The following is a 23,562-nucleotide window of genomic DNA, read 5'->3' on the forward strand; positions in this document are numbered from 1 at the left end:
AAGGGAGGACGCAATGACAAGGATATTCAAAACGGCCACCAGGCGTAGTTTCATCGCCGGGGCAACGGCAGCAATTGCGGCACCGGCAATCCTGAGGGCGACGCGTGCTTATGCTGCGAACCCGACCTTGCGTGTCGGCAATGTCAGCCCGCGCACCGGGCCGCTGGCTGGTTTTGCCGAGGCTGATGAATACGTGCTTCAGGCCATCCAACAAGTGTTCTCAGCCGGGATGGAGAACAACGGCAAGACTTGGAATGTCGAGATCATCTCAAAAGACAGCCAGTCCAACCCGAACCGCGCAGCCGAGGTTGCCGCAGATCTGATCCTGGGTGATGAGGTCGATATCATTGTTGCCGCTTCTACCCCGGATACGGTGAACCCGGTCGCCGATCAGGCAGAGATCAACGAAGTTCCCTGCATCACGACCGACTGTCCGTGGCAGCCTTACTTCTTTGGTCGCAATGGTGTTCCGGGTGAGGGGTTTGAAACGACCTATCACTTCTTCTGGGGCCTGGAGGATGTGATCGCAGCGTTCCTTGATATGTGGGACAAAACTGGCGTGACCAAGACAGTGGGTGGTCTATTCCCCAACGATGCTGACGGCAATGCATGGGGTGATGCGGAACTGGGCCTGCCAAAACCTTTGGCCGCAGCTGGCTATACGCTGACCGATCCCGGTCGCTATCAGCCTCTGTCCGATGACTTCTCAAATCAAATCGCTGCGTTCAAGGCCGCGGGCTGTGAAATCGTCACTGGCAACATGATCCCACCCGATTTCGCAACGTTCTGGAGCCAGGCCGCCCAGCAAGGCTTTAACCCAAAGGTCGTGACCATTGGCAAGGCGCTGCTGTTCCCATCCGTCATTGAATCGCTCGGTGACCGCGGGGACGGGTTGTCGACCGAGGTCTGGTGGTCTCCGCATCACCCGTTCTCGTCTTCTCTGACCGGTATTTCCTCGAAAGAACTGGCAGAAGGTTACACGGCAGAGTCGGGCCGCCCGTGGACACAACCGCTGGGCTTTAAACACGCCTTGTTCGAGGTCGTCGCGGATGTCGTCAAAAGAGCGGATGATCTGGAAGACCCGTCATCGATCATTTCGGCAATCACCTCCACAAACCTGAACACGATTGTCGGGCCGGTGAACTGGGGTGATGGGCCTATGAACAACGTCACCAAAACACCTTTGGTTGGCGGTCAGTGGCAAAAGTCCGGCGATGCGTACGAGTTGCAGATCGTTGCCAACAGCACCGCGCCAGAGGTTCCGGTGACGGCGGACATGAAACTGCTGGGCTAACCAGACATTCGGCGCCGATCTTGGCGCCGAACCTTCCATCCGAGAGAAGCATGACGACAATCTTGAGACTCCAAGACCTGAGCAAGGCATTTGGCGCAGTAACTGTCGCCGATGCGCTGAGCTATGAGGTCCAGCAAGGCGAGGCACTCGGGGTAATCGGCCCCAACGGTGCAGGCAAAACCTCGATGTTCAACCTGATCACCGGGACGCTCAAATCAAATTCCGGGGTGATAGAATTCAGTGGGCAGAACGTCACGAAATGGAGCGCGGCAAAGCGCAGTCATGCTGGTATTGCGCGTTCATTTCAGGTCCCGCAGCCGTTTTCGGGAATGACCGTTTTCGAAAACGCGATGATCGCCGCCACGCAGTCGGCGGGCATGCGTGGACATCTGGCAGAACGTTTTTGTCTGGACGTTTTGGACCAGACAGAGCTGCTGCCCAAGGCGAACGTTCTTGCCGGAAGCCTGACATTGCTGGAACGGAAACGCCTGGAACTGACACGGGCTTTGTGTGCCAAGCCCAAACTGCTGTTGCTGGATGAGATTGCCGGTGGTTTGACCGAAGCCGAGTGCAAGTCACTGGTTCAGACGATCAAAGATATCCATGCCTCTGGCGTTACCATCATTTGGATCGAACATGTTGTTCATGCGCTGCTGGCCGTTGTTGACCGCCTGATCGTTATCGACTTTGGCAAGAAGATCGCCGAGGGAGAGCCGCAGGCAATCATGGAAAGCGCCGAAGTCAAAGAAATCTATCTGGGGATCGAAGCTGATGCCTGATCCGATCCTCCAGACACGCGGTTTGAATTCTTACTATGGTGATTTCCAAGCGCTCTATGATGTCGATCTGGACGTCGGCGAGGGCGAGGTTCTGGCCATCATCGGTGCGAACGGTGCAGGCAAGACAACCCTGATGCGTTCCATCACCGGGTTGCTTGCGAACCAACCGGAGCAGATCCAATACAGGGGCAGGGACATCAGCTGCCTTCGCGCAGATGAAGTCGCCGAATTAGGTCTGGCGATGGTGCCCGAAGGTCGTCAGCTGTTTCCGTCTTTATCGGTCAAAGAAAACCTAATGATCGGTGCTCAGGTTGGGCGCAAAGGTCCCTGGGATCTGCAAGCTGTCTACGACCTGTTTCCAATCCTGGATGAGCGCAAAGATCAGGCCTCAACATCGCTTTCCGGAGGTCAGCAGCAGATGGTCGCCATCGGGCGCGCGTTGATGGCCAATCCCGATCTGCTCCTCTTCGACGAAATCAGCCTCGGGCTGGCCCCGATCATCATCAAAGACATCTACGAAGCGCTGCCCGGCATCATCGGCGAGGGCATGAGCGCAATCATCGTCGAACAGGACATAACCAAGGCACTGTCGGTTTCAAGCCGGGTCTACTGTCTGCAAGAGGGGCGCGTTTCGCTAGAAAGTGCGTCCGACACCGTTTCGCGCGAAGACATTTCGCGCGCGTATTTCGGGATCGAATAATATGGAATGGCTGAACGCTATCGTGCAGGGAACTTTGCTGGGTGGGCTATACGCGCTGTTTGCCGCAGGTCTGTCGTTGATTTTTGGAGTCATGCGGCTCGTCAATATTGCTCATGGCGATTTGATTGTGCTGGCCGCGTACCTAGGGCTGACCGTGACGACCGCGACGGGGATGCATCCGATGGCCGCATTGGTGATCGTTGTTCCCGCTATGGCGGCAATCGGTTATGCCCTTCAACGCGGCCTGCTGAACCAAACTCTGGGCGACGATATTCTTCCACCGCTGCTTGTGACCTTTGGGCTTAGTGTAATTATCCAGAACGGGTTGCTGGAGGTCTACACCGCTGATCCGCAAGACCTTGATGCTGGTGCACTCGAAACTGCCAGCGTCGCAGTTGGAGGGTTGACGCTTGGCATCCTGCCGCTCTTGACCTTCGGGATCGCTGTTGCGGTGATCTGGGGGCTGCAATGGACTTTCTATCACACCGCACTTGGTCGTGCATTTCGAGCTGTGTCCGATAACCAAGACATCGCACAGCTCATGGGCCTCAATCGTCGGCACATCTTTGGACTGGCCATGGCGCTGGCCCTCGGCGTGACAGCAATCGCCGGTATTCTGCTTGGCATTCGGACAAGCTTTGACCCGTCCATCGGAGGCGGTCGCCTGATTTTTGGCTTTGAGGCTGTCATTATCGGTGGGCTTGGCAACCTTTGGGGCACGCTCATTGGTGGCGTCATTCTTGGTGTCGCGCAAACCATCGGAGCCAAGATTGATCCGGGCTGGCAAGTGCTGGCCGGCCATATTGCTTTCCTTGTCATTCTTGCCGTTCGTCCGAACGGCCTGTTCCCGAGGGTTTCCGGATGAATCTGCAAGAATATTCGGTTTCCCGTTCTTCGAAACCAGCCCGCGTTGCTGCGATCCTGGCCGCGATCAGCTTGCTTGTTTTAATTGCAGCCCCTTGGTGGGCAGGTCGCGCGGACATGCGCCTGATGGGTGAACTTTTCCTCTACCTATCCCTCGCCACCCTTTGGAACCTCATGGCGGGTTACGCTGGTCTCGTGTCGGTCGGTCAGCAGGCCTATGTCGGCTTCGGTGGCTATATGCTGTTTGCACTGACGATGCTGGGCGGTTTGCATCCATTGGTTGCTATCGCAGCCGCAGGGGTCCTGGGAGCGTTGATCTCGATCCCGGTCGCCGTCCTGATCTTCAGGCTTCGGGGGGCATATTTTGCAATAGGCACCTGGGTCATCGCTGAAGTCTTCCGGCTGAGCTTCGCGCAAATCTCAGCGCTTGGTGGAGGGTCAGGATCTTCGCTGCCCGTTGCCATCGTGAAATCACTGGCGTCCGGGCGCGCGATGCGTGAGGCGCTGAGCTATTGGCTGGCACTCGGGGCCGCCGTGCTGGTTGTAACCGCCGTGTATCTCTTCCTGCGTTCGCGCCAAGGTTTGGCGTTGACGGCAATTCGGGACAACGAACTGGCCGCCGGTAGCCTTGGCATCGATATCTGGCGAACGAAGTTCATAGTGTACGTCGTCACGTCGGCATTCACGGCGATGATCGGCGCGCTGATCTTCTTGCAAAAGCTGCGCATATCGCCGGATGCGGCGTTCAGCGTCAATGATTGGACTGCCTTCGTCATCTTCATCGTAGTGATCGGCGGCATCGGTACCATCGAAGGACCGATCATCGGCACACTCGTCTTCTTTGCGCTGCGCGAAACGCTGGCCGACCTAGGAATAACTTACCTGATCGTTCTCGGCGTGGTCGCAATTGTCGTCATGCTCAAGGCACCAAAAGGCATCTGGGGCGCGATCCGTAGCCGCTATGATCTGCAACTTTTCCCGCTGGGCTATCGCGTAAAGCGCATCGGGCAATCCAAGGAAAACTGAATCCATGGCTCGTCAGAAAAAAACGATCATCACATGCGCTGTAACAGGAGCAATCCACACGCCCACCATGTCAGAGGCGCTGCCATACACTTATGATGACATCGCGAGGCAGGCGATCGAAGCCGCCGTGGCCGGTGCGTCGATCCTACACCTGCATGCCCGAAACCCTGAGGACGGGTCGCCATCGGTTGAACCTAATGACTTTGCGCCATTCCTGCCCCGCATAAAACAGGCCTCCGACGCGGTTGTGAACCTATCGACCGGTGGATCGCTGACATTATCCATTCAAGACCGGATCAACCCGGCCAAGACTTTCAGCCCCGAGATGTGCTCGATGAATATGGGTTCGATGAACTTCTCGTTTCATCCGCTGGCTCACCGATATGGCGATGACGATTGGAAGTTTGATTGGGAGAAGGACTATGTCGCGAACTCCGATCAGAACATCTTTCGCAATACGTTCCGGGACATTCGCGAGGCGGCGGAAACGCTTGCGCCGCACGACATCAAGTTCGAACATGAATGCTACGATGTGGGCCACTTGTATAACCTGAAATTCTGCATGGATATCGGGCTGTTTAAGGCACCCATTTTCATTCAGTTCATCTTTGGCATTCTCGGGGGCATTGGACCCGAAGTCGACAATCTGATCTTCATGAAACGTACTGCCGACCGGCTGTTCGGTGACGACTATCGGTGGTCGGTCTTGGGAGCAGGTGGAGCACAGATGTCCCTTGCCACGACGGCAAGCCAGATGGGTGGTAACCTTCGGGTCGGTCTTGAAGACAGCCTATTTATCTCTCGTGGAAAACTGGCCGAATGCAACGCTCAGCAAGTCGTTAAAATCCGACGTATTGTAGAAGATCTGGGCAGTCAGGTCGCGACCCCTGATGAAGCAAGGGAAATTCTGGACTTGAAAGGCGGAGACCGCGTCGCTTTCTGAAGGTAGGATGACCAATGACTACTTTCTTCGACCAACATTTTGGAGTTTACGAAAGCCCAAGGAGATTGAGCCATGCGATTGAAAGTTCTGACATTCAGTGCGCTTCTGACAGGATTTACGGCGGTTCAGGCTCATGCGCAAAACGCAGCTCGGGACATTACCAATCTCTTGCTCAGTAACCGATCAGCAGATTGCGCGGACTATGCTGGCGTGTATTCCGCTTCAGTGGAAGACGTCACCCGCCAGCAACATTTTAACTCCGAACTCGAAATCTCGGCAGATAGTCAGCAGTGTACTCTTAAGACCAATGGCATTCCTAACCATGATTTCAACGGGCCTTCAGCCAACTTCGCCAACGATGTAAAGGAATTGTCAGGAACTTTTCGGGTTCCCAGAAATCCAGAAAAAGCCCCCAAACAAACTGCACTGTCGCAACGGAGTTATGATGCCATTTTGTTGAATGGCGTGCCGGTCGATTTGCTCTCGGCCGGGTGTTATCGCCCAAGCGGGCCGCGAGCAGACAAGAATGGCAACGTTTTGGCGGGGTGTCGAGACACGGATCCTTGGCTGCTCGATCCCCCGTCCTACGATCAGTATTTTGGTGTGGATCTTCACAATGCCCACGCCCAGCCCGACGGAAGGTATCATTACCATTCCAATCCAAATGCTCTGTTTTTGGATCACGACCTTGATAAGCCGTCACCAGTTATTGGCTTCGCAGCTGACGGCTTTCCGATCTACGGGACGATATTCAAAGACAGCGATGGCAAAATTAGACCGGCGATCTCTGGCTATGAACTTAAAACCACGCCGAGACCTGCTCCGCCTAAAGGGCCGGGTGGCACTCCGGACGGGACATACATCGACGACTACGAGTTCACCGGGGCTGGCGATCTGGATGAGTGCAATGGCATGACTGTGGATGGTGAGTATGGTTACTATGTCACTACAAGCTATCCATGGGTGCTGAACTGTTTGGTCGGACAACCTGACCAGTCATTTGACAAAAGGCGGTGAGTTGTCTTGGCTCTTCCAATCACCGAAAGTCTATTAGAGTCAAGTTTACAAGCTCTCAAAAACTTTGATGGCGCCATCTGATCTGTCTGTGTGGTGATGGGCAATCGTCCAACTGCCCCCAATACGGCGAAACACGTTTGTGGCTCTGTGTGCGACTTCGACCCGTTTGCTTCAAGGGAGGAAAGTCCCTTTTTCTAACCCAACTTCGTAAACAAAGTCACCAAATGTGAAGATGATGCGTTCCTTCATTTCAACTATTCCACATTCAAAAAATTCTGCGGCATTCTTCTATGCAATCCAAATAGCATCCAAGCCCACTTCGCTCCCACCATTGGGGCGCATCGCTGTAACGCCATGGCTAAGTAACCATACGCTGCTCATTGGTCTCGGATTCTTGTTGAACACGCTATTCAGCGCCGAACAAATTTCTTCAGACGCAGCAAGAATTTCGTCGTTTTGTGCCATGAACCTTCTCAGAAACTCAATTTGGCTAACCGCCACGTTAGTTGGTTCGAGACGACCGTGTTCCTGAGACCGCCGTTGGTGATGGCAGTTAGGTCAACGTCAAGGCCGTGGCCGGAAGATCGTACGCGGCTTTTTTTTGCTGAATGTTGCAGCCTGTTCGAATGAACATTATGTGCCACTTCCATGTTTCCATCTCGCTGGTTGAAAGACTGATATTATCCACTTCTTAAGTGGCCAGAAAGCAAGCTTGTCGCAAGTTTTACTCAAACAAAAGGGCCCCTTGTAGGTCAAAGTGTTTCGGGAACATTGCGTGCAGAAATCGAAAAACAATTCTCATTGCTTCGTCGCGATCGAATGAATCCGGGTGGAGTAGGTAATCGGTCCACATGCCTTCCAGCATTGCAAGCGTGCCGTGCGTTGCATCCTTAGCGACTTGATTGGAGTATTCGGTTCCGGCTTCTTTCGCAATTCGAGCGAAAGCGTTGAAAACCAGATTACGAAGCTTAGCGTCGCGGGTATCTGAAAACGCAGCGATTGCCGCTCTGTTTCGGGCCTCGCCTCGAAACGCGTACCAAATGGAAACATTTTTCTTATTGAGAATGGCTTCACTCAAGTCGCCCCGAACAATCATCTCAATATGTTCTTGTCCGGTTTGCCCAGTCGTTTCCAACAGGTCATAAATTCCATTGTAGTATTGTTCGGATGAATAGCGGGCCGCTTCGTCAACCAAATTGTCTTTACCGCCAAAATGAAGGTGAATCATGCCGCGGGACAGTTCGGCGCGTTGAATGATTTCGCTGACGGAAGTCTCGGAAATCCCTTTTTCTGCAACCGAGTCGAGTACTGCCTCGATCAGGGAAAGGCGGTTTCGCTCGCGTATTTCTTGTCGTCTTCCAGTCATTGGATCAGGCGGCTCTGTTTGTTTTCAGTCTATTGCGGTGTCTTCTAATGGCCAGTGTGAAATTGGCCATCCCCAGTTGCGAAATTATCAGTTGACACAGCTAGTCCAAAAATTCCAGATTTAAATGGACGATTGTCCATTTTGTGATCGACATTGTCGTGCACCGAAAACGAAGCTCAGCAGGGAAGCATGGCCGGAGTACTACGAAGTGAAACGGGCAAGGGCCTGGCACTGAGCGCGCCTGCGACGCTCTATGTCGGCCTGCTCGTGGCTGTTCCGCTTTGCATTCTTGTCGCATACAGCTTTTGGACCCAGACCTATGTCGAGATTGACCGCACACTGACCTTGGCGAATTACCAAGAGGCGTTTACCGACCCGCTGGTTCGACATCTGATGATCCGGTCGGTTGCGATTGCGGGGGCAGTGACATTGGCGACGGTCGGTCTGGCCTATCCGATTGCCTACTTCATCGCGTTTCGGACGCAGAAAAAAACCCTCTGGCTATTGCTGATTACCATCCCGTTTTGGAGCAGCTACCTGCTGCGGGTGTTCAGCTGGAAATTGATCCTTGGCTTCAATGGGGTGATGAACTCAGCATTGATTTCGTTGGGGCTGATACAGGAGCCGCTGACATTCCTGCTCTACAATGAATTTGCCGTTGTCCTTACACTTGCACATGCCTGGGCGCCGTTTGCGATCCTGCCGATTTATGTGTCGTTGCAAAAGATCGACCGCAGCCTCTTGGAGGCCGCAACCGATTTAGGGTGCAGCAAGTTGGAACGGTTTGTGCGCGTAACTTTGCCCCTGACGACGCCAGGGATCATCGCCGCTTGCTTGATCATATTCATCCCCACGGTTGGCGACTATGTCACGCCAGCCCTGGTCGGCGGTTCGCAGGGAAAAATGGTGGCCAATTTGATCCAGGTTCAGTTTGGCGCGGCCAATAATTGGCCATTGGGTGCAACCCTGTCCCTGCTTGCAATGCTTTCGGTCGGTTGCGTCGCAATCCTGTTTGTGGTGGTCGTCACCGCACTGGGGCGGAGGATCAGATGACCAAGGCTATTCGTATCCCATGGTTGCTTGTTTACGCGATCGCCTATCTGGTGTTTCTGTACCTGCCAGTTCTGCTCTTGCCGCTGTTTTCATTTAATGACGGAACCATCGTGGCTTTCCCGCTAAAGGGGTTCACGTTGAAGTGGTACGCGCAGTTGGGTCAGCAAGACACGTTGCTGCAGGCGATGGTCAATTCGCTGATCGTCGGCAGTGTGACTGCCTTGATGGCGACGTCTCTGGGCCTGTTCGCCGCGCGCGCCTATGTCCGGTACCGTTTCAAAGGACGGGAGTTCTCCGAAGGTCTGGTCATGCTCCCGCTGGTCGTGCCCGGTATCATTGTCGCCAGCTCGATGCTGGTTCTGTTCATCAGTATCGGTTTGAAGCCATCGCTGACAACGGTGATCCTTGGGCATGTGTTCGTGGCACTGCCCTTCTCCGTGTCGATCATGAAATCTGCATTTGACGATTTCGACCAGTCTTTGGAGGAGGCCGCGTTCGACCTTGGTGAAAGCGTCGTGGGTACGTTTCGGCGTGTTACCTTGCCAATCGTCGCGCCCGGCATCATCGCCAGCCTGCTGGTGACGTTCACCGTGTCGTTTGATGAATTTGTCCTGGCCTTTTTCCTATCCGGGAACAGCCCGACATTGCCGGTCTATATCTGGAGCCAGATCCGCTTTCCGGCAAAATTGCCCAACACGTTGGCGCTGGGGTCGCTGCTTTTACTGTCTTCAGTCCTGCTGCTGTTGATTGCCGAATACTTCCGCCGCCGTTCCATCCAATCCTCTGATTGAAGCCAAAGGAAACGAGTAAGATGAGCGAACAGAACATCATCGAAATTCAGGGCGTCGAAAAACGCTTTGGTTCCTTTGTGGCTGTGTCTGATCTGAACCTGACCTTGAAAGAGGGTGAGTTCTTTTCGCTGCTTGGGCCTTCGGGCTGCGGTAAGACAACAGCGTTGCGCATTATTGCAGGTTTTCAAGATCACGAAGAAGGCGAGATCCGAATCGATGGTCGAACGATGGGAGAGGTGCCTGCCAACAAGCGCCCCACCAATATGGTGTTCCAAAGCTACGCGATCTTTCCGCACCTGAATGTCGGCGACAATGTTGGTTTTGGATTACGCAAGACAAAGCTCTCGCGGAAGGAAATCAAAGAACGCGTGGCCGAGGCGCTTGAGATGGTTGAGCTTGGCGGATTGCAGGACCGCAAGGCCAATGAGTTATCCGGTGGTCAGCGGCAACGTGTGGCGCTCGCTCGTGCGCTTGTCATGCGACCGAAGGTTTTGCTGCTGGATGAGCCTTTATCAGCGCTGGACAAAAATCTGCGCGAAGCGATGCAGTTGGAAATGCGCCGTCTCCAGCAGAAGCTTGGAATTACCTTCGTGATGGTCACGCATGATCAATACGAGGCGATGACCATGTCCGATCGGATCGGCGTCATGTTCGCTGGACAGCTCAAGCAAGTGGATAAGCCTGAGGTTCTGTATTCCCAACCTTGTAACCGGGAAGTGGCCTCTTTCATCGGCGGAATGAACTTTCTCGATGCCGAGGTAACGGCAGAGAACCCTGAAGCGCTGGAAGTCAACGTTCAGGGCTTTGGGCAGATGACGATCGGAGTGAACCCAAATGTTCAGGTGCATGACAAAGAACTTCTTGTCGGCGTTCGGCCTGAGCAATTGGAAATCAGTGCGGAAAAACCGGATGGGTACGATGCTCTTGTTCAAGGCGAGGTATCGGACGTCGCCTTCTATGGTGAGAGCGTCCACTACTATGTGCGCGTCGATGGTCTGAAGGACAGCGTTGCGGTCGCCGTACCGAACTACTTTCACACAGTCGATCACAGCCGGGGCGATACCGTCTGGCTTGGGGTTCAAAGCGCCTCGGTGATCGACTTGGGTAAACGTGAATCTTTGGGAGGAGACAAATGAGTAAAACAGCATCACTTACGGCAGCAATGGTTGCCACCTTTGCCGCCAGCCACGCTCTGGCGAACGCCGCAGATCTGACCGTTTTTGACTGGTCCGGATATGAGGATCAGGGCTTCTACGGCGACTATGTCGAAAAGTACGGCGGCGCGCCCAGCTATACTTATTTCGGCAGCGTGGAAGAGGCGTTTACCAAGCTTCAGTCCGGGTTTGAAGCCGATTTGGCTCATCCCTGCACGGACGCTCTGAGAAAATGGGTGGCGGCGGATATGCTCAAGCCGATCGACACCAACAAGCTAGAGAACTGGGACAAGTTGATGCCCAAGATCAAAGAGGTCGACGGCATCACGATTGACGGGCAGACCTACATGGTGCCTTTCGAATGGGGCAACACCGGCCTGATCTATCGCACCGATATGATTTCGGCGGACGATGTTTCACTGCAATTACTTGCCGATCCCGCCTATCAGGGTAAAGTTGCCATTCCAGACGCCGCTTCCAGTGCCTTTGCAATGGCGGCATTGGCAACTGGCGCCTCCAGCTATACCGATATGAGTGACGAGGAATTCCAAAAAGCGGCGGACTACCTGCGCGCGATTCATCCAAACGTACGCTTTTATTGGTCTGACGCCGGCCAACTGGATCAGGCAATTGCCAGCGGTGAGGTCACGCTGGGTTGGGGATGGAACCAATCGGAACTGAACCTGATCTGGAACGAAACGCCAGCGGTCATGATGCGTGATGTGGACAAAGGTATCGCAACTTGGGTCTGCGGTTATGTGCATCTGAAATCTGCAAAACAGTCGGATGAGCAAGTCTATGACATGCTGAACGCGCTCAGCTCTGCCGCAAGCGGTAAATACATCATCGAAAGCTGGGGATACGCACACGCCAACGAGGACGCGTTTGCCCAAGCTGACCCGGAACTGATCGAAACCTACGGGTTCTCGGATGTGGACAGCTTCTTTGAAGGCAGCCTTTTCTTTGACGCTGTTAACCCCGAGTTGGAGGCCAAGATGTTGAAGGAATTCGAGCGCATCAAAGCTGGCTTCTAAAGGCACTCTTACAACACAGCCGGGAATGGTGGGGACGTAGGAAACCTTCCATTCCCACGAAACTAATTCCGATTTTCTTGGAGGAAGCGCGGTAATGTCAGGCGCTGACGGATATTCTGTTTTCTTCGAACCGGTTCAGATCGGGCCAGTAACGGCTCGTAACCGGTTCTACCAAGTGCCCCACTGCAATGGTTTGGGTCATTTGCGACCTCAGGCCGAAGCTGCCATGCGGGCGATGAAAGCCGAGGGCGGTTGGGCGGTTGTATCCACTCAGGAGGCCGAGATTCATCCAACTTCGGATTTGTCTCCTTATTCTGAAAACCGAATTTGGGACGATCAGGATATTCCAGCACTGCGTCTAATAACCGACTCAATTCATGAGAAGGGCTCGCTTGCGGCAATCCAATTGGCGCATAACGGTCACCATGCCCAAAACCACCTGACCCGTGCGCCCTTGCTGGCCCCATCAGAACTTGTCCTGCAGACCCCATACCCGAAACAGGCCAGAGCCATGGACAAGTCGGATATTCGTGAGTTCCGCAAGTGGCATCGCGCTGCGGCTCGTCGCTCGCGCGAAGCCGGATTCGACATTGTGTATGTCTATGCCGGGCATCACATGACATTGCCTCATCATTTTCTGCTGCCACAGTTCAATGATCGGACGGATGAATATGGAGGTTCGTTGGAGAACCGGGTGCGACTGACCCGCGAGCTTCTGGAAGAAACCAAGGAGGAGGTTGGAGACAATTGCGCCATTGCCCTGCGGTTTGCGGTTGATGAAATGCTTGGGCCAGACGGCATGCAAGCACAGGAAGAAGGCCGTGCTGTAGTCGAATTGCTGGCCGAGCTTCCAGACCTTTGGGATGTTAACGTGGCGGATTGGAGCAACGATTCTGCGACGACCCGGTTCGAGCCCCGCGACGGCTTTCAAACCTCATATATCGAATTTGTGAAACAAGTGACCTCTAAGCCTGTTGTCGGCGTCGGGCGTCTAACGTCTCCGGACTTGATGGCGTCACTGGTCAGGAAGGGTATCCTTGATTTTATCGGCGCGGCGCGACCATCCATCGCTGATCCGTTTCTGCCCAACAAGATCAAGGAAGGTCGCATCGAAGAAATCCGCGAATGCATTGGTTGTAACATCTGTGTTTCATCTGACTCTCTCGGCGTCCCCATACGCTGCACCCAAAACCCGACTATGGGCGAAGAGTGGCGGAGGAAATGGCATCCTGAGATCATTGAGCGTCGGGTAGAAGAGGAAGCTGCGCTCGTTGTCGGCAGTGGACCAGCCGGGCTTGAATGCGCAATGCAATTGGCGCGTCGGGGCTACGAGGTAACTCTGGCGGAAGCAAAGCAAGAGCTTGGCGGCCGCGTGTTGCAGGAAGCTAGCCTGATCGGGCTATCCGCCTGGAAGCGCGTGACAGATCACAGAATTTACGACCTGCAACAACGCGGGAACGTTCATCTGTTCACCGACAGCCGTCTGTCAGCCAGTGAGGTCGTCGAACTGGGTATTCCGAACGTCTTTGTTGCAACGGGCGCAAAATGGCGACGAGACGGGCGCGGAAAATCTGCATTCCACGGTGTGTCAATCGATTCAGGTTCTCAGGTTTTCACTCCGGATGACGTTATGGCCGGGGTCATGCCGCAGGACGGCTCGATTGTGGTCTACGATGATGATCAAGCCTATCTCGGTGGAGTCTTGGCGGATCATTTGGCTCAGGCCGGGCGAGAGGTTTTCTTTGTGACGCCGGCCTCAATAGTTTCGCCGTTTACCGAATTGACGTTGGAGCAGACTAAAGTGCAACGCAGTCTGTTGGAAAAAGACGTTCACCTAAATCTGTCCCAGACTTTGGTCGATGTCGCGCCAGGTCAGGCGACATTGCAGTGCGTCTACACGGGGCGAGAGAATTTCATTGAATGCGGTTCCGTCGTTCTGGTGACGCAACGAATGCGAGAAACCGCCCTTTACGACAAGCTTTGCGGGTTGAATGAAAGTCCGCTGCGTACGTTGGAATTAATCGGAGATGCCGCGAACCCGGGCTTGATCGCGGACGCTGTATACTCGGGTCACATGGCTGCCCGAAATTTCGAACGTAACGCGGACGACATCGACCATGAATTCTTCCGCCGGGAAATCGTTTCCCTTGAATCTGCATGAGGTGCGTAATGCCAAAAGATGACTTGCAAGTAATGCGCGACTTGATGGACGCGCAACAGGAGGGGTTCGCCTTGCCTCGACACTTCTATACGTCTCAAGCAGTATACGAGAACGATATGGACGCGTTCTGGAACCGTAACTGGATCTGGGTCGGCCACGTTAGTCAGGTCGCTGAACCGGGCGACTATTTCCTGTTCGACTATGGGCCCGAGTCCATCATTGTCGTTCGGGATCGTGAGGGCGAGGTGCGAGCGCATTTGAACGTATGTCGCCACAGAGGATCGCGGGTTTGCATTGAACAGCAAGGCAAGGTGCGCAACTTCATATGCCCTTATCATGCATGGACTTTTGACCTGAACGGCAAGCTACGAAACGGGCGATCGATGGGACAGGACTTTGACCCTAGCCAGTACGGGTTGTTCCCTGTTCAGGTGAAGACTTTTCAGGGTCTGATCTTTGTCTGCGCGGCAGAAGATGCTCCGCCGCTGGATGCTGCCCTGGAAAGGCTGGCCCCGCTTTCAAAGCCGTTCGATTTTGAAAACCTGAAAGTCGCGCACGAGGCATCATACCCGGTTCCGGCGAACTGGAAACTGGCCCTTGAGAACTACTTGGAATGCTATCACTGCGCGCCTTCCCATCAGGACTATTCGCGTAGCCATTCCCTGAAAGACCCAGCCCAGGTTCTTGAGTTTAGCGGGGCATTGAATGAACGGATGAAAGAAGCCGGAGTGCCCACCGAGGAACTTGATCTGACAGGAGAAAATGCGGACGCGCCAGGCGCAGATGTTTATTGGCGGCGCTACCCTTTGTTTCCCGGCTATGTGACCGGCAGCAAGGATGGAGCGCCTCTGGCGCCGCCTTTGGGCGAACTGAAATCCCACGATGGCGGAGCAACTGATCTGGGGATCGGCACACTGAACTACTTCCTTGTCTATGCAGATCACATGGTCGGGTATCGCTTCGTCCCTCGCGCCCTGCAGGAAACGGATATTCAGATCGTTTGGTACGTAGGCGGAGGCGCTGAAGAGGGTCGCGACTATGACAAGGATACTCTGACGTGGCTTTGGCATGTCACGTCGCTCGATGACGAGCGGATCATACGACACAATCAGGAAGGCGTGAACTCGCACCATTTCGTCCCAGGGCCGTTGTCCGAGATGGAGTGGAGCATCCCCGGGTTTTATCGCAATTACTTCAGCATGATCTGACACGCTCAGAATTCGGAGAAATACTATGACAGAGTTAACGAAGCGCAGATCAAGACGGCGCGGGGGTGGGCGTGAAGCACGTGCAGCTGTGCGAACCAGCAACGTCGCCTCGCAAGCAATCTGGCCGGGCATTTCGGGTGGGCGGTACAAGCCCCTCTCAGACGCTGACATGTCGCGCATTCATCAAGCCGCTCTTGGCATTCTGGAGCGTACGGGTGTCGGTGATCCAACGCAGGAAGTTCTTGATCTCGTGCTGCCCAAAGGGGCGATGGTGAACGAGCATGGTAGGTTGTGCTTCCCTCGCGCGTTGATGGAAGACCTTTTGGCGAAGGCTGCCAGCGAGTTCTATGTCCACGCACGCGGCTCGCGAGCCGGTAAGGACGACATGCACTGCACCAAGGACAAGGTGTATTACGCAAACTCCGGTACTGCTGTGACAACTTTCGACGCGGAGACTCGCAGTTTCCGGCCATCAACACTCAAGGACATTTACGACTTTACCCGATTGGTTGACCGGCTCGACAACATTCACATGACCGGTGATACGGTTCTGGCAACGGATGTGCCGCAGGACTACGAGCATGACATGAGCATGCTCTACGCCATTCTGGCGGGTAGCGAAAAACCATCTTGCCTGACGTTCCGTACTCGAGAGCACATTCAGGACGCGATTCATCTGTTCGATCTGGCATCAGGCGGGGAGGGCAAATTCTTCGAGAAACCCTCGGTCATTTTTGGCGGTTGTCCCATAGTGTCCCCGCTCCGGTTCGGGCGGGAAAATTTGGAGATCCTGATTGATACAGCGAAGATGGGGCTTGTCTGCGATTTGGCTGTTCCACCGCAAGCTGGGGCGACGTCGCCTGCGCCTCTGGCCGGGACTTTGGCGCAAGCTGTCGCCGAGACTCTATCTTGCGTCGCCATTGCCAACCTGATTAACCCGGGCACCCCCGTTGTCTTTGCAGCATGGCCGTTTATTACCGATCTGCGCACTGGATCGTTTACAGGCGGCAGTGGTGAGCAGGCGTTGATATCTGCGGCAGCTATCCAAATGGGCAATTTCTACAACCTGCCGACCAGCGTCGGATGTGGTATGACGGATTCCAAAATCCCCGATGCGCAATATGGTCTAGAAAAAGCTCTGACATTCGCTTTGGCGGCTCATGCCGGTGCCAACCGGCTCTGCGAGTTTGGCGGAATGCTCGGCAGCCTGATGGGCTGTAGCTTTGAGTCGATGGTCATCGACAACGAAGCTGCGGGCATGATCTCACGGACGCTTCGCGGGATTGAGGTGAGTGATGACACGCTTTCAGTCGACGTCATTCATGAATGCGCGATCGATCCCGGACATTTCCTCGGTAATACTCAGACATTGCAGTACATGGAAACCGAGTATGTCTACCCGACACTGATGGACCGCGAGCTGACTGATACTTGGGAGAAAGCGGGTCGTCAGGACATGTTCGAGCGTAGCCGATCCGTAGTGGATGACATTCTGTCCAATCACTACCCGAATTACTTTGGTAGCAAGGCGGACGAAGAGGTTCGGTCCAAGTTCCCGATCAAATTGCCCCGTGACGCAATGCGCGCTGGGTAAGCGCTGCTGCAAGTAAGGCAGGCTTCGCGGTTGCTCCTATGTTCTGAATACGCCTTGGCGTGTCAGGTCGTCGGTTGCCAGCCGGATTCCTTTTTTAAGGATGTCAAACATCTCATTCAACTCGCCCTCTGTGATGATCAGCGGAGGTGAGAACACACACATGTTTATGATGGGCCGCAGGATCAGCCCGTTTTCCTGGCAATGGTGATCAATCATAGCGCCAACCGATTTGTCTAGATCCAATAAATTGTTAGCTTCGGCGTCCGCAACGCATTCAACGCATCCAACTAGCCCCATACCGCGGGCATCGCCGACCAGTGGCAAGTCGGCCAGAGCCTGTAGGCGCTCTTCAAAAAGCGGAGTGATTGCGCGGACATGTTCCAGAATGCCGTCGCGCTCCATGATTTCAATAGTTTTCAATCCCGCTGCCGCGCTCACTGGATGGCCCGAATAGGTGAAGCCGTTTGAAAATGTAGCGTTCCGCCCGTGGTCTCCGCTCACATCTGCAATCAGCCGATCAGAGATGATGCACGCCCCCATAGGTACGTACCCGGACGTCATGCCTTTGGCGCAAGTGATGATGTCGGGTTGAATTCCAAAGACGTCTTCAGAAGCAAACCAGTGTCCAAGCCTCCCAAATCCGGTCACGACCTCGTCTGAAATATACAGGACATCGTATTTCTGGCAGATTTCCAGACAGCGCTGATGATATCCTTGTGGAGGCACAATGACGCCACCAGAGCACAAGATCGGTTCAGCGATGAAAGCAGCGACCTTGTCTGCGCCGGTCTGTAAGATCATGTTTTCCAGATCCGCTATTTTTTCGTCCAGAAAGTCGTCAACCGTCTGATCAAAGCGACGAGTATACGGATTAACATTCGGCAGGAAGCGCGTCAGCTGACTTGCCTGGTCCAGCCAACCTTTGTCACGCTCTTTTCCGGACACCGAGGCCGCCAGATACGTCGATCCGTGATAAGCTTTCTGCCGCGATATCACGATTTTCTTTTCAGGTTTTCTCAGCAGGTTATTGCGAAATTGCACAAACCGCAGAGCGCTATCCACGGCCGTTGAACCTCCTGTTGTAAAGAACACGTGGTTCAGGTCACCCGGGGTTCTCTGGGCAATTTCATGTGCCAACCGGGCCGGAGCCGAGTTGGCATTATTGAACGGCGAAAAATACGCCATCTCTTTCGCCTGCTGCGCCATCGCGTCGGCAATCTCGGTGTTTCCATAGCCCAATTGAATGCACCACATACCAGCAGGGCCGTCTATCAGGCGCTTTCCGTCCTCTGTCACGACGTGAACGCCAAGACCGCTTTCGGCAAAGGTCCGTTCGTTTTGGCCCAGATGTGCCATGCCCTCCCACGGGTGCAGAAAGTTCTCGTTGTCCCAATTGCGTATGGATTGAAAGTCGGAGTTCGATAGGGTCATAGGCCACCGTGATGTAATAAATATCACAAAATGAACGAGCATTCATTCAATGTCAATCCTTGAACCTCCGCTCTGTTAAATGCGAAAAGATCAAGAAAGCGCACCCCAGAAAAGGACAAGTAAAATTACTCTCGAGCCCGATACTCCAGCAAACGCACGGGAACTCAGCAGGTTGCAGAACCGAAGTCAGTTGATCCAATCGGCTGCAGACGCCATCTATAAATACGGAATTCGCGGCACAACCGCGGCAAGAATCCAAGAGTTGTCGGGATTGTCGCAAGGGATGATAAACCTACACTTTGGCTCCAAGGAAAAGCTGCTGCTTGCGGTGGCTGAGGAACTGTCAGTCCGCTACGCGGGGCAGTGGAAGGCCATTGCAATAAATCCAGAGTTAGACCCGGCAGACAAGCTAATCTCTATCATTAAGGCAGATTTCGACCCCTTAGTCCTCAATGCGCGGGACGTTTCGATCTGGTTTTCCTTTCGGGCTGAAGCGCTCTCAAACCCAAACGTTTTTCCTTTCATCGACTCGCGAGACAAAGGTTTCCGCGCGGTGATCCTGGAGCTGTTGGAACAAATAAAGGACGAAGGCGAGTACGAGGACATAGACGTCAAACTTGCAACAGACGCGTTGGTTGCTTTGTTGGAAGGGCTTTGGACCGACTACCATTTGCACTCGGATATCTTCAAACCCTCGGAGGCCTTGAAGATCTGCCTGTTTGTGCTGCAGTCGATATTTCCAAAACACTTTAGCGCTAGTCGATCCGCGGGTGCAGGTGACTTAAGTGACTAGGAACTAACCTCGGTCAATCACGAATCCGTCTGTGTCTCATGGTGAAATCGACGCAAGTCGTTGATCATTGCTTTGGCCAAAGAGACGCACATGAGCAGTAAAACAGCACTGAACGGCAGTGCCCCGATGATCATCGAATTGGTCAATGCCTCTAATCCACCGCCGCCCGCGACCAGCAGAGTTCCAATTACAAGGGTTAGAAGAACGCCCCAGAGGATACGATGAAGCATGCCGGTGTCTTCGGACCCGCCGGACATGATCGTGTTCATCACAAGGATGCCAGAGTCGGCGGATGTGACAAGGAAGGTCATGGTTAACAGAACACACATGACACTCACTACCGCGAGCAGGTCACCCGATATCATTTCCCCCAAGGTGACGAATAGTGTTGCCGTCGTTGATGCCGCAATGATTGATCCATTGGCATCTCCATTCAGTTCCAAATCGATGGCCGCGCCGCCCAGAATGGCCATCCATGCAAAACATACGAGGGACGGGGCAATGACCGCGCCAAGTATGAACTCGCGTACGGTTCGCCCTCTTGAGATACGCGCTAAGAAAAGTCCGACAAAGGGCGAAAACGCGATCCACCATGCCCAATAAAATGTAGTCCATCCGGCCTGCCATCCAAACAACCTTCCGCTTGTACCCGCGTTATAAACTGCAGTCTTGGTTGCATCAGAAAGACCGGCTGTTTCGTTGCTCAAACCCTCAAGAAAGGTTGCTTTTGTTCCCCAAGGATCAGTTGCACCGGCGAAGAGCTCGCCGACAAAGGGCGCTGCCTCTGCAGGCAATACGGAGGCAAACTCGACTTCGGAAATCGGTCGAAAAGCTTGGAAGCTCAGAGGGACAAAACTTTTGATATAGTCAACCAGCGCTGTAGCATAGGTCGTCGCCGCAAACGCGAATGAGCCATAAACAATGAATACCACCAGCAATACCAGTGAAAAGAGAAGATTAATATTTGACAAGTATTTGACACCACGCCCGACGCCAGAGACGGCAGAGAGTGTCGACATAATCATAACAACGATCAACGCCGTTATTAGGCCGGCGGTTGACGGGATCATATTGGTTACTTCTTTCTCCACAAGCCAATTCGCTCCGGTAATTAGAAACGCACCATCCACCAATTGAGAAACGCCATAACCGATCGTTACCGCTACGCCGAGTATTGTCGCAACGACTCCGAGTATATCGATCACATGGCCTGCAACACCGTTTGAATATTCTCCAAGCAACGGGGTCAGTGCGGTGCGGATTGTCAGCGGCATGCCTCTGGTAAATGCGTAGTAGGCAAGGCTAAGGCCGGTGACGACGTATATTGCCCAGGCGTGAAATCCGGTGTGCAAAAAAGTATAGCGGTAGGCTCCTTCAATCGCGTCTTCGCTTTTGGGCGTGACTTCCCCGGAAATAGTCAGTGGATTGGTTTCCCAAAGGCCAAGTGGTTCAGCGGTTGCATAGACCATTAGGCCCACGCCCAGACCCGCCCCAAACATCATCGAAAACCAAGAGAAGTTAGAAAATTCCGGTTTCTCATCTTCTAAACCCAGCCTCATTCGGCCGGTTGAAGGAATGAGCGCGATAAGGAAAAGGAAGAGTACAAATAATCCAACGGAAAGGTTGTAGAATGTATTGAACTCGGACAGCATTCCTGACTTCCAAGATCGCAGAGTATCGTTGGCTGATAGTGGCCAAACCAGCGCCCAGAGAACGAGTAGAGAAACCGAGAGTTTGCTTACCAGCGCAATCGGCAGGCAATACCCTTTGTAAAAGCCGGTTCGCTGAGTTCTTATTTTCAGGTCTGTGAAAGGTTCTTCAAGCGCCATGTTTTCTCGGTCTTACATAAATTGATTGCTTTGCATGCCGCGCAGCCAGCCGATTGTTTCAAGACTAATTTACTTTCAGCCAGAATAGGACCGTAGCGGCGGGAGCGATAGATGGGAGGGAAACCTTTGAGTCGCAAATGGCAAAACCTGTGCGGTTATGAAAAACTGAATAACTTAAAGTCAAAGGCTTAGCCGTCGTTCAATGTTGAAACTATGTGTCACCCGACGCTTGTTGTAAGGCGACACATAGTTCTGCCATCAGCGACAGAACCTTGCCATTTTCACCCCACTTCCGTCATCTGGCATCCAAGTCAACTTCATCTATTGGGATTGCCGTTGTAAACGCATTAGGGCCGGAATTAGATCGGAAGATGAAGCTCTGGAGTTATGGGAACAGGCTGTAAAGACCGGCTTGATACGAGCCAGAAGAAGCTGGGCAGTCAAAGCTGGAGATCGGACCTTATACGGGGCTGCAATTCGAGCGATGGTTGCAAAAAATCGGTCAAACTGGGAACTCTGCTGGTTTCAGCGCCAAGCTTTGTCGCAATTAACTTCATTGACTCGCCTGGCGCTCTTTTTCTGGCCAGAATTCATCCACCACGACATATGCGATAATTACAAAGAAAGCGGCGCTGGCGACTTGCAATACGCGAGTGATGCTCTTGACGTCAGCTTCGTCTGAAAACGGCGCAACCGAACCGCCATATACAATCAGAGCTGTTGTAATAGCGGAACCGGCGGCGGCGGCGAGCGGGACTTTTGACTTTCCAAGTGCTCCGAGTGTTAGGCAAAAGAAAAAACACAGCAGAATGGGGGTTAGAATAACCGGAGCTATTACGTTTATTTCATAGCATATGATGGAGACTGCCGCCCCAAGTAGATTTGCCGTCAGCATTGCTTTTGCAACTGCTTTGCCTGCAGCAGGCATTGCCGCAAGTTGCTGGCTCAGCAGGGCGACAAAAAACAGAACCAACAAAGCAGAAGCGCCGGAAATAAAGAACGCCATAGCAAAGGGCACTGTGACCAGAGACATCCTGACTATTCGGCGATGTGAGTCGAAGTCCGGCGATGTTGCCGCTTTCTTTTGAGGTGCCGTTTGAGGTGCAGCGGGTATCAACACGAACATCAGCGTCGATACGAAGCCAGCAAACAGCAGGTTCAACGGGATCCAATACACAAGCACCAAAGCCAGATCCTGTGATTGCAGCACCAAATTCGGAATCATCAACGCCCCCATGAGAGCGATGACACCCGGCAATACTCCGGCACCGGAAACTGACCAAATGAAAGACAGGATTATTCCAATGGCCACCAGAATGAGAAACACAAGAGGATAAGGTGAGAAGATTGACGACAAAAGGAATGAAATGAACATCAATCCAATCGAGAAGACAAACAGCTTACCAAATGCTGCCATAGGTAGTGCCGCAGGTGCTTGAAGGAAAAGGGCAGTGAACACCGCCCCAACAACGGCAAGGGGCCACCCAAGAAATAGGCCCAATGCAAAGACACCGGTAACACCCAGCGCAAGCCGGGTGACAGAGCTTTGATCCTCAGTACGCATAGGAGAAGATTGAAACCACGCGGATGTAGGCGCGGCCCACGAGGTTCAGCAACGAGTTGTCGCTTAGATACATGATCACATCGGCCTGCCCGTTCAGTTGAAAGCGAAGATCGTCTTCGGCACTTCCAGCTTCATAGCCGGGTAAAACAATCCTGACCGGAAACCTTTCAGGCTCCCGCAAAAATCCCTTGGTGCTTGGCGGGCTCGCCAATTGCCCCGGCTCATCACCGCCACTCAAAGAAACAGCAGCACTAAAGCTCTCAATTACGCCCGGAACGATCTTACCTGGATGCATATCCAACACCACATCAACCGGAGACCCTATTGAAGCTCTTCCCAGATTGTTCTCGGTAAAATACGCCTCTATCCAGACGTCGGTTGCATCCAGAAACGTCAAAAGATCCTGACCGGATCGCGCATACGTTCCGGGGGCAATCAGCAGATTAGAAATGACACCTGTCGCCGGAGCACGCAGTTCGGTCCATTCAAGGTTCAACTCCGCATCCGCCAAGGCCGCCAGTGCGCGCTGGATTTTCGGGTTTTCAATCCCATCGTCACCAAGCCTTTGCTTCGCTTTTTCCAAATCAGCTTTTGCGTTCTCAAAGTTTGCCTCAGATTCTGCCAGTTGTCCTCGTGCATCATCGGCCTTTGAGACGGCAATCAACCCTTTCTTTTCGAGCGCAAATACACGTTCCGTCTGAATGCGCATCGTATCCAGATCGCTCTGCGCCCTTGCGAGTTGGGCTTGTGCCGCACTTACCTCTGCCGAAGACGCACCCACCTCTTGGGTTGCCGCTTCAAGATCAGCTTCCGCCTTTGAACGCTCGATTTCGTAGGGTCTGGAATCTATTCGAACCAGAACATCACCTGCCGAAACGACTTGGCCGTTTTCTACCAAAACTTCCGTTACCGTTCCGGTCACCTGAGGCACGATTTGGGTGGCCACAGCTTTTACTCTGGC

At 53.6% G+C, this 23,562-nt stretch carries 21 protein-coding genes and 1 pseudogene; 15 read left to right on the forward strand and 7 right to left on the reverse strand.

From position 1 onward, the window contains the following. Positions 1-13: 13 nt before the first annotated feature. The 7 genes from ACR0AY_RS14060 (at position 14) to ACR0AY_RS14090 (ending at position 6,623) form a co-directional block, all read left to right on the forward strand. Positions 14-1,294, forward strand: a complete 1,281-nt coding sequence (locus tag ACR0AY_RS14060; RefSeq protein ID WP_480454307.1) for an ABC transporter substrate-binding protein — start codon at positions 14-16, stop codon at positions 1,292-1,294. Positions 1,295-1,344: 50 nt separating this feature from the next. After that, positions 1,345-2,073: an ABC transporter ATP-binding protein gene (locus ACR0AY_RS14065; RefSeq protein WP_170513110.1), complete on the forward strand. Its 729-nt coding sequence runs from the start codon at positions 1,345-1,347 to the stop codon at positions 2,071-2,073. Beyond that, entirely contained in the window at positions 2,066-2,773 is a 708-nt protein-coding gene (locus ACR0AY_RS14070; RefSeq protein WP_170513112.1) for a branched-chain amino acid ABC transporter ATP-binding protein, read from the forward strand. Before ACR0AY_RS14065 ends, ACR0AY_RS14070 begins: the two co-directional genes overlap by 8 nt. Before the next feature lies 1 nt (position 2,774). Continuing rightward, a complete protein-coding gene (locus tag ACR0AY_RS14075; protein ID WP_170402666.1) occupies positions 2,775-3,638 on the forward strand; it encodes a branched-chain amino acid ABC transporter permease in 864 nt (287 codons plus the stop codon). Beyond that, complete coding sequence (locus tag ACR0AY_RS14080) at positions 3,635-4,663, forward strand: branched-chain amino acid ABC transporter permease (protein WP_170513115.1); 1,029 nt, start codon at positions 3,635-3,637, stop codon at positions 4,661-4,663. Before ACR0AY_RS14075 ends, ACR0AY_RS14080 begins: the two co-directional genes overlap by 4 nt. Positions 4,664-4,667: 4 nt before the next feature. Further along, the gene (kce, locus tag ACR0AY_RS14085) at positions 4,668-5,606 is read left to right on the forward strand and encodes a 3,5-dioxohexanoate:acetyl-CoA acetone transferase (protein WP_170402660.1); all 939 of its coding nucleotides are present in this window, start codon (positions 4,668-4,670) and stop codon (positions 5,604-5,606) included. A gap of 72 nt (positions 5,607-5,678) precedes the next feature. After that, entirely contained in the window at positions 5,679-6,623 is a 945-nt protein-coding gene (locus ACR0AY_RS14090; RefSeq protein WP_170513118.1) for a YHYH protein, read from the forward strand. A 45-nt stretch (positions 6,624-6,668) separates the two neighbouring features. Here ACR0AY_RS14090 and ACR0AY_RS14095 read toward each other — a convergent pair. From ACR0AY_RS14095 to ACR0AY_RS14105, 3 genes and pseudogenes are all read right to left on the reverse strand, one after another. Further along, positions 6,669-6,773 (reverse strand): annotated as a pseudogene (locus tag ACR0AY_RS14095) (nuclear transport factor 2 family protein); the annotation flags it as partial. Between the two features lie 138 nt (positions 6,774-6,911). Next, on the reverse strand, positions 6,912-7,088 hold the full coding sequence (locus ACR0AY_RS14100; protein WP_170513124.1) for a hypothetical protein: 177 nt from the start codon (positions 7,086-7,088) through the stop codon (positions 6,912-6,914). A 259-nt stretch (positions 7,089-7,347) separates the two neighbouring features. Further along, positions 7,348-7,989 carry a TetR family transcriptional regulator C-terminal domain-containing protein gene (locus ACR0AY_RS14105; protein ID WP_170513127.1) on the reverse strand — a complete coding sequence of 214 codons (642 nt, stop codon included), beginning with the start codon at positions 7,987-7,989 and terminating at the stop codon, positions 7,348-7,350. Positions 7,990-8,178: 189 nt separating this feature from the next. Between ACR0AY_RS14105 and ACR0AY_RS14110 the strand changes: the two genes are divergently transcribed. The 7 genes from ACR0AY_RS14110 (at position 8,179) to ACR0AY_RS14140 (ending at position 16,984) form a co-directional block, all read left to right on the forward strand. After that, positions 8,179-9,042, forward strand: a complete 864-nt coding sequence (locus tag ACR0AY_RS14110) for an ABC transporter permease (protein WP_170513130.1) — start codon at positions 8,179-8,181, stop codon at positions 9,040-9,042. After that, positions 9,039-9,833 carry an ABC transporter permease gene (locus ACR0AY_RS14115; protein WP_170402644.1) on the forward strand — a complete coding sequence of 265 codons (795 nt, stop codon included), beginning with the start codon at positions 9,039-9,041 and terminating at the stop codon, positions 9,831-9,833. The genes ACR0AY_RS14110 and ACR0AY_RS14115 overlap by 4 nt, the downstream gene beginning before the upstream one ends. A gap of 20 nt (positions 9,834-9,853) precedes the next feature. Continuing rightward, complete coding sequence (locus ACR0AY_RS14120; protein ID WP_170513133.1) at positions 9,854-10,969, forward strand: ABC transporter ATP-binding protein; 1,116 nt, start codon at positions 9,854-9,856, stop codon at positions 10,967-10,969. Continuing rightward, the gene (locus tag ACR0AY_RS14125; protein ID WP_170513135.1) at positions 10,966-12,021 is read left to right on the forward strand and encodes an extracellular solute-binding protein; all 1,056 of its coding nucleotides are present in this window, start codon (positions 10,966-10,968) and stop codon (positions 12,019-12,021) included. Before ACR0AY_RS14120 ends, ACR0AY_RS14125 begins: the two co-directional genes overlap by 4 nt. Before the next feature lie 94 nt (positions 12,022-12,115). Next, positions 12,116-14,182 (forward strand): oxidoreductase, encoded by a 2,067-nt coding sequence (locus ACR0AY_RS14130; RefSeq protein WP_170513138.1) that lies wholly within the window; start codon positions 12,116-12,118, stop codon positions 14,180-14,182. A gap of 8 nt (positions 14,183-14,190) precedes the next feature. Further along, positions 14,191-15,390, forward strand: coding sequence for an aromatic ring-hydroxylating dioxygenase subunit alpha (locus ACR0AY_RS14135; protein WP_170513141.1), 1,200 nt, complete (start codon positions 14,191-14,193; stop codon positions 15,388-15,390). A gap of 25 nt (positions 15,391-15,415) precedes the next feature. Next, the gene (locus ACR0AY_RS14140; RefSeq protein ID WP_170513144.1) at positions 15,416-16,984 is read left to right on the forward strand and encodes a trimethylamine methyltransferase family protein; all 1,569 of its coding nucleotides are present in this window, start codon (positions 15,416-15,418) and stop codon (positions 16,982-16,984) included. A 36-nt stretch (positions 16,985-17,020) separates the two neighbouring features. Here the strand turns inward: ACR0AY_RS14140 and ACR0AY_RS14145 are convergent, their stop codons facing one another. Beyond that, positions 17,021-18,415 carry an aminotransferase gene (locus ACR0AY_RS14145; RefSeq protein ID WP_170513146.1) on the reverse strand — a complete coding sequence of 465 codons (1,395 nt, stop codon included), beginning with the start codon at positions 18,413-18,415 and terminating at the stop codon, positions 17,021-17,023. A 190-nt stretch (positions 18,416-18,605) separates the two neighbouring features. Between ACR0AY_RS14145 and ACR0AY_RS14150 the strand changes: the two genes are divergently transcribed. Next, positions 18,606-19,208: a TetR family transcriptional regulator C-terminal domain-containing protein gene (locus tag ACR0AY_RS14150; protein ID WP_480454312.1), complete on the forward strand. Its 603-nt coding sequence runs from the start codon at positions 18,606-18,608 to the stop codon at positions 19,206-19,208. A gap of 17 nt (positions 19,209-19,225) precedes the next feature. Here ACR0AY_RS14150 and ACR0AY_RS14155 read toward each other — a convergent pair whose 3' ends face one another. The 3 genes from ACR0AY_RS14155 to ACR0AY_RS14165 all read right to left on the reverse strand — a co-directional run bounded on the left by ACR0AY_RS14155 (position 19,226) and on the right by ACR0AY_RS14165 (position 23,547). Beyond that, the gene (locus ACR0AY_RS14155; protein WP_170513148.1) at positions 19,226-21,037 is read right to left on the reverse strand and encodes a BCCT family transporter; all 1,812 of its coding nucleotides are present in this window, start codon (positions 21,035-21,037) and stop codon (positions 19,226-19,228) included. Between the two features lie 553 nt (positions 21,038-21,590). Further along, positions 21,591-22,601 (reverse strand): DUF2955 domain-containing protein, encoded by a 1,011-nt coding sequence (locus ACR0AY_RS14160; RefSeq protein WP_170513152.1) that lies wholly within the window; start codon positions 22,599-22,601, stop codon positions 21,591-21,593. Continuing rightward, entirely contained in the window at positions 22,591-23,547 is a 957-nt protein-coding gene (locus ACR0AY_RS14165) for an HlyD family secretion protein (RefSeq protein WP_170513155.1), read from the reverse strand. The genes ACR0AY_RS14160 and ACR0AY_RS14165 overlap by 11 nt, the downstream gene beginning before the upstream one ends. Positions 23,548-23,562: the final 15 nt, after the last annotated feature.

Source organism: Ruegeria sp. A5 (assembly GCF_056543005.1).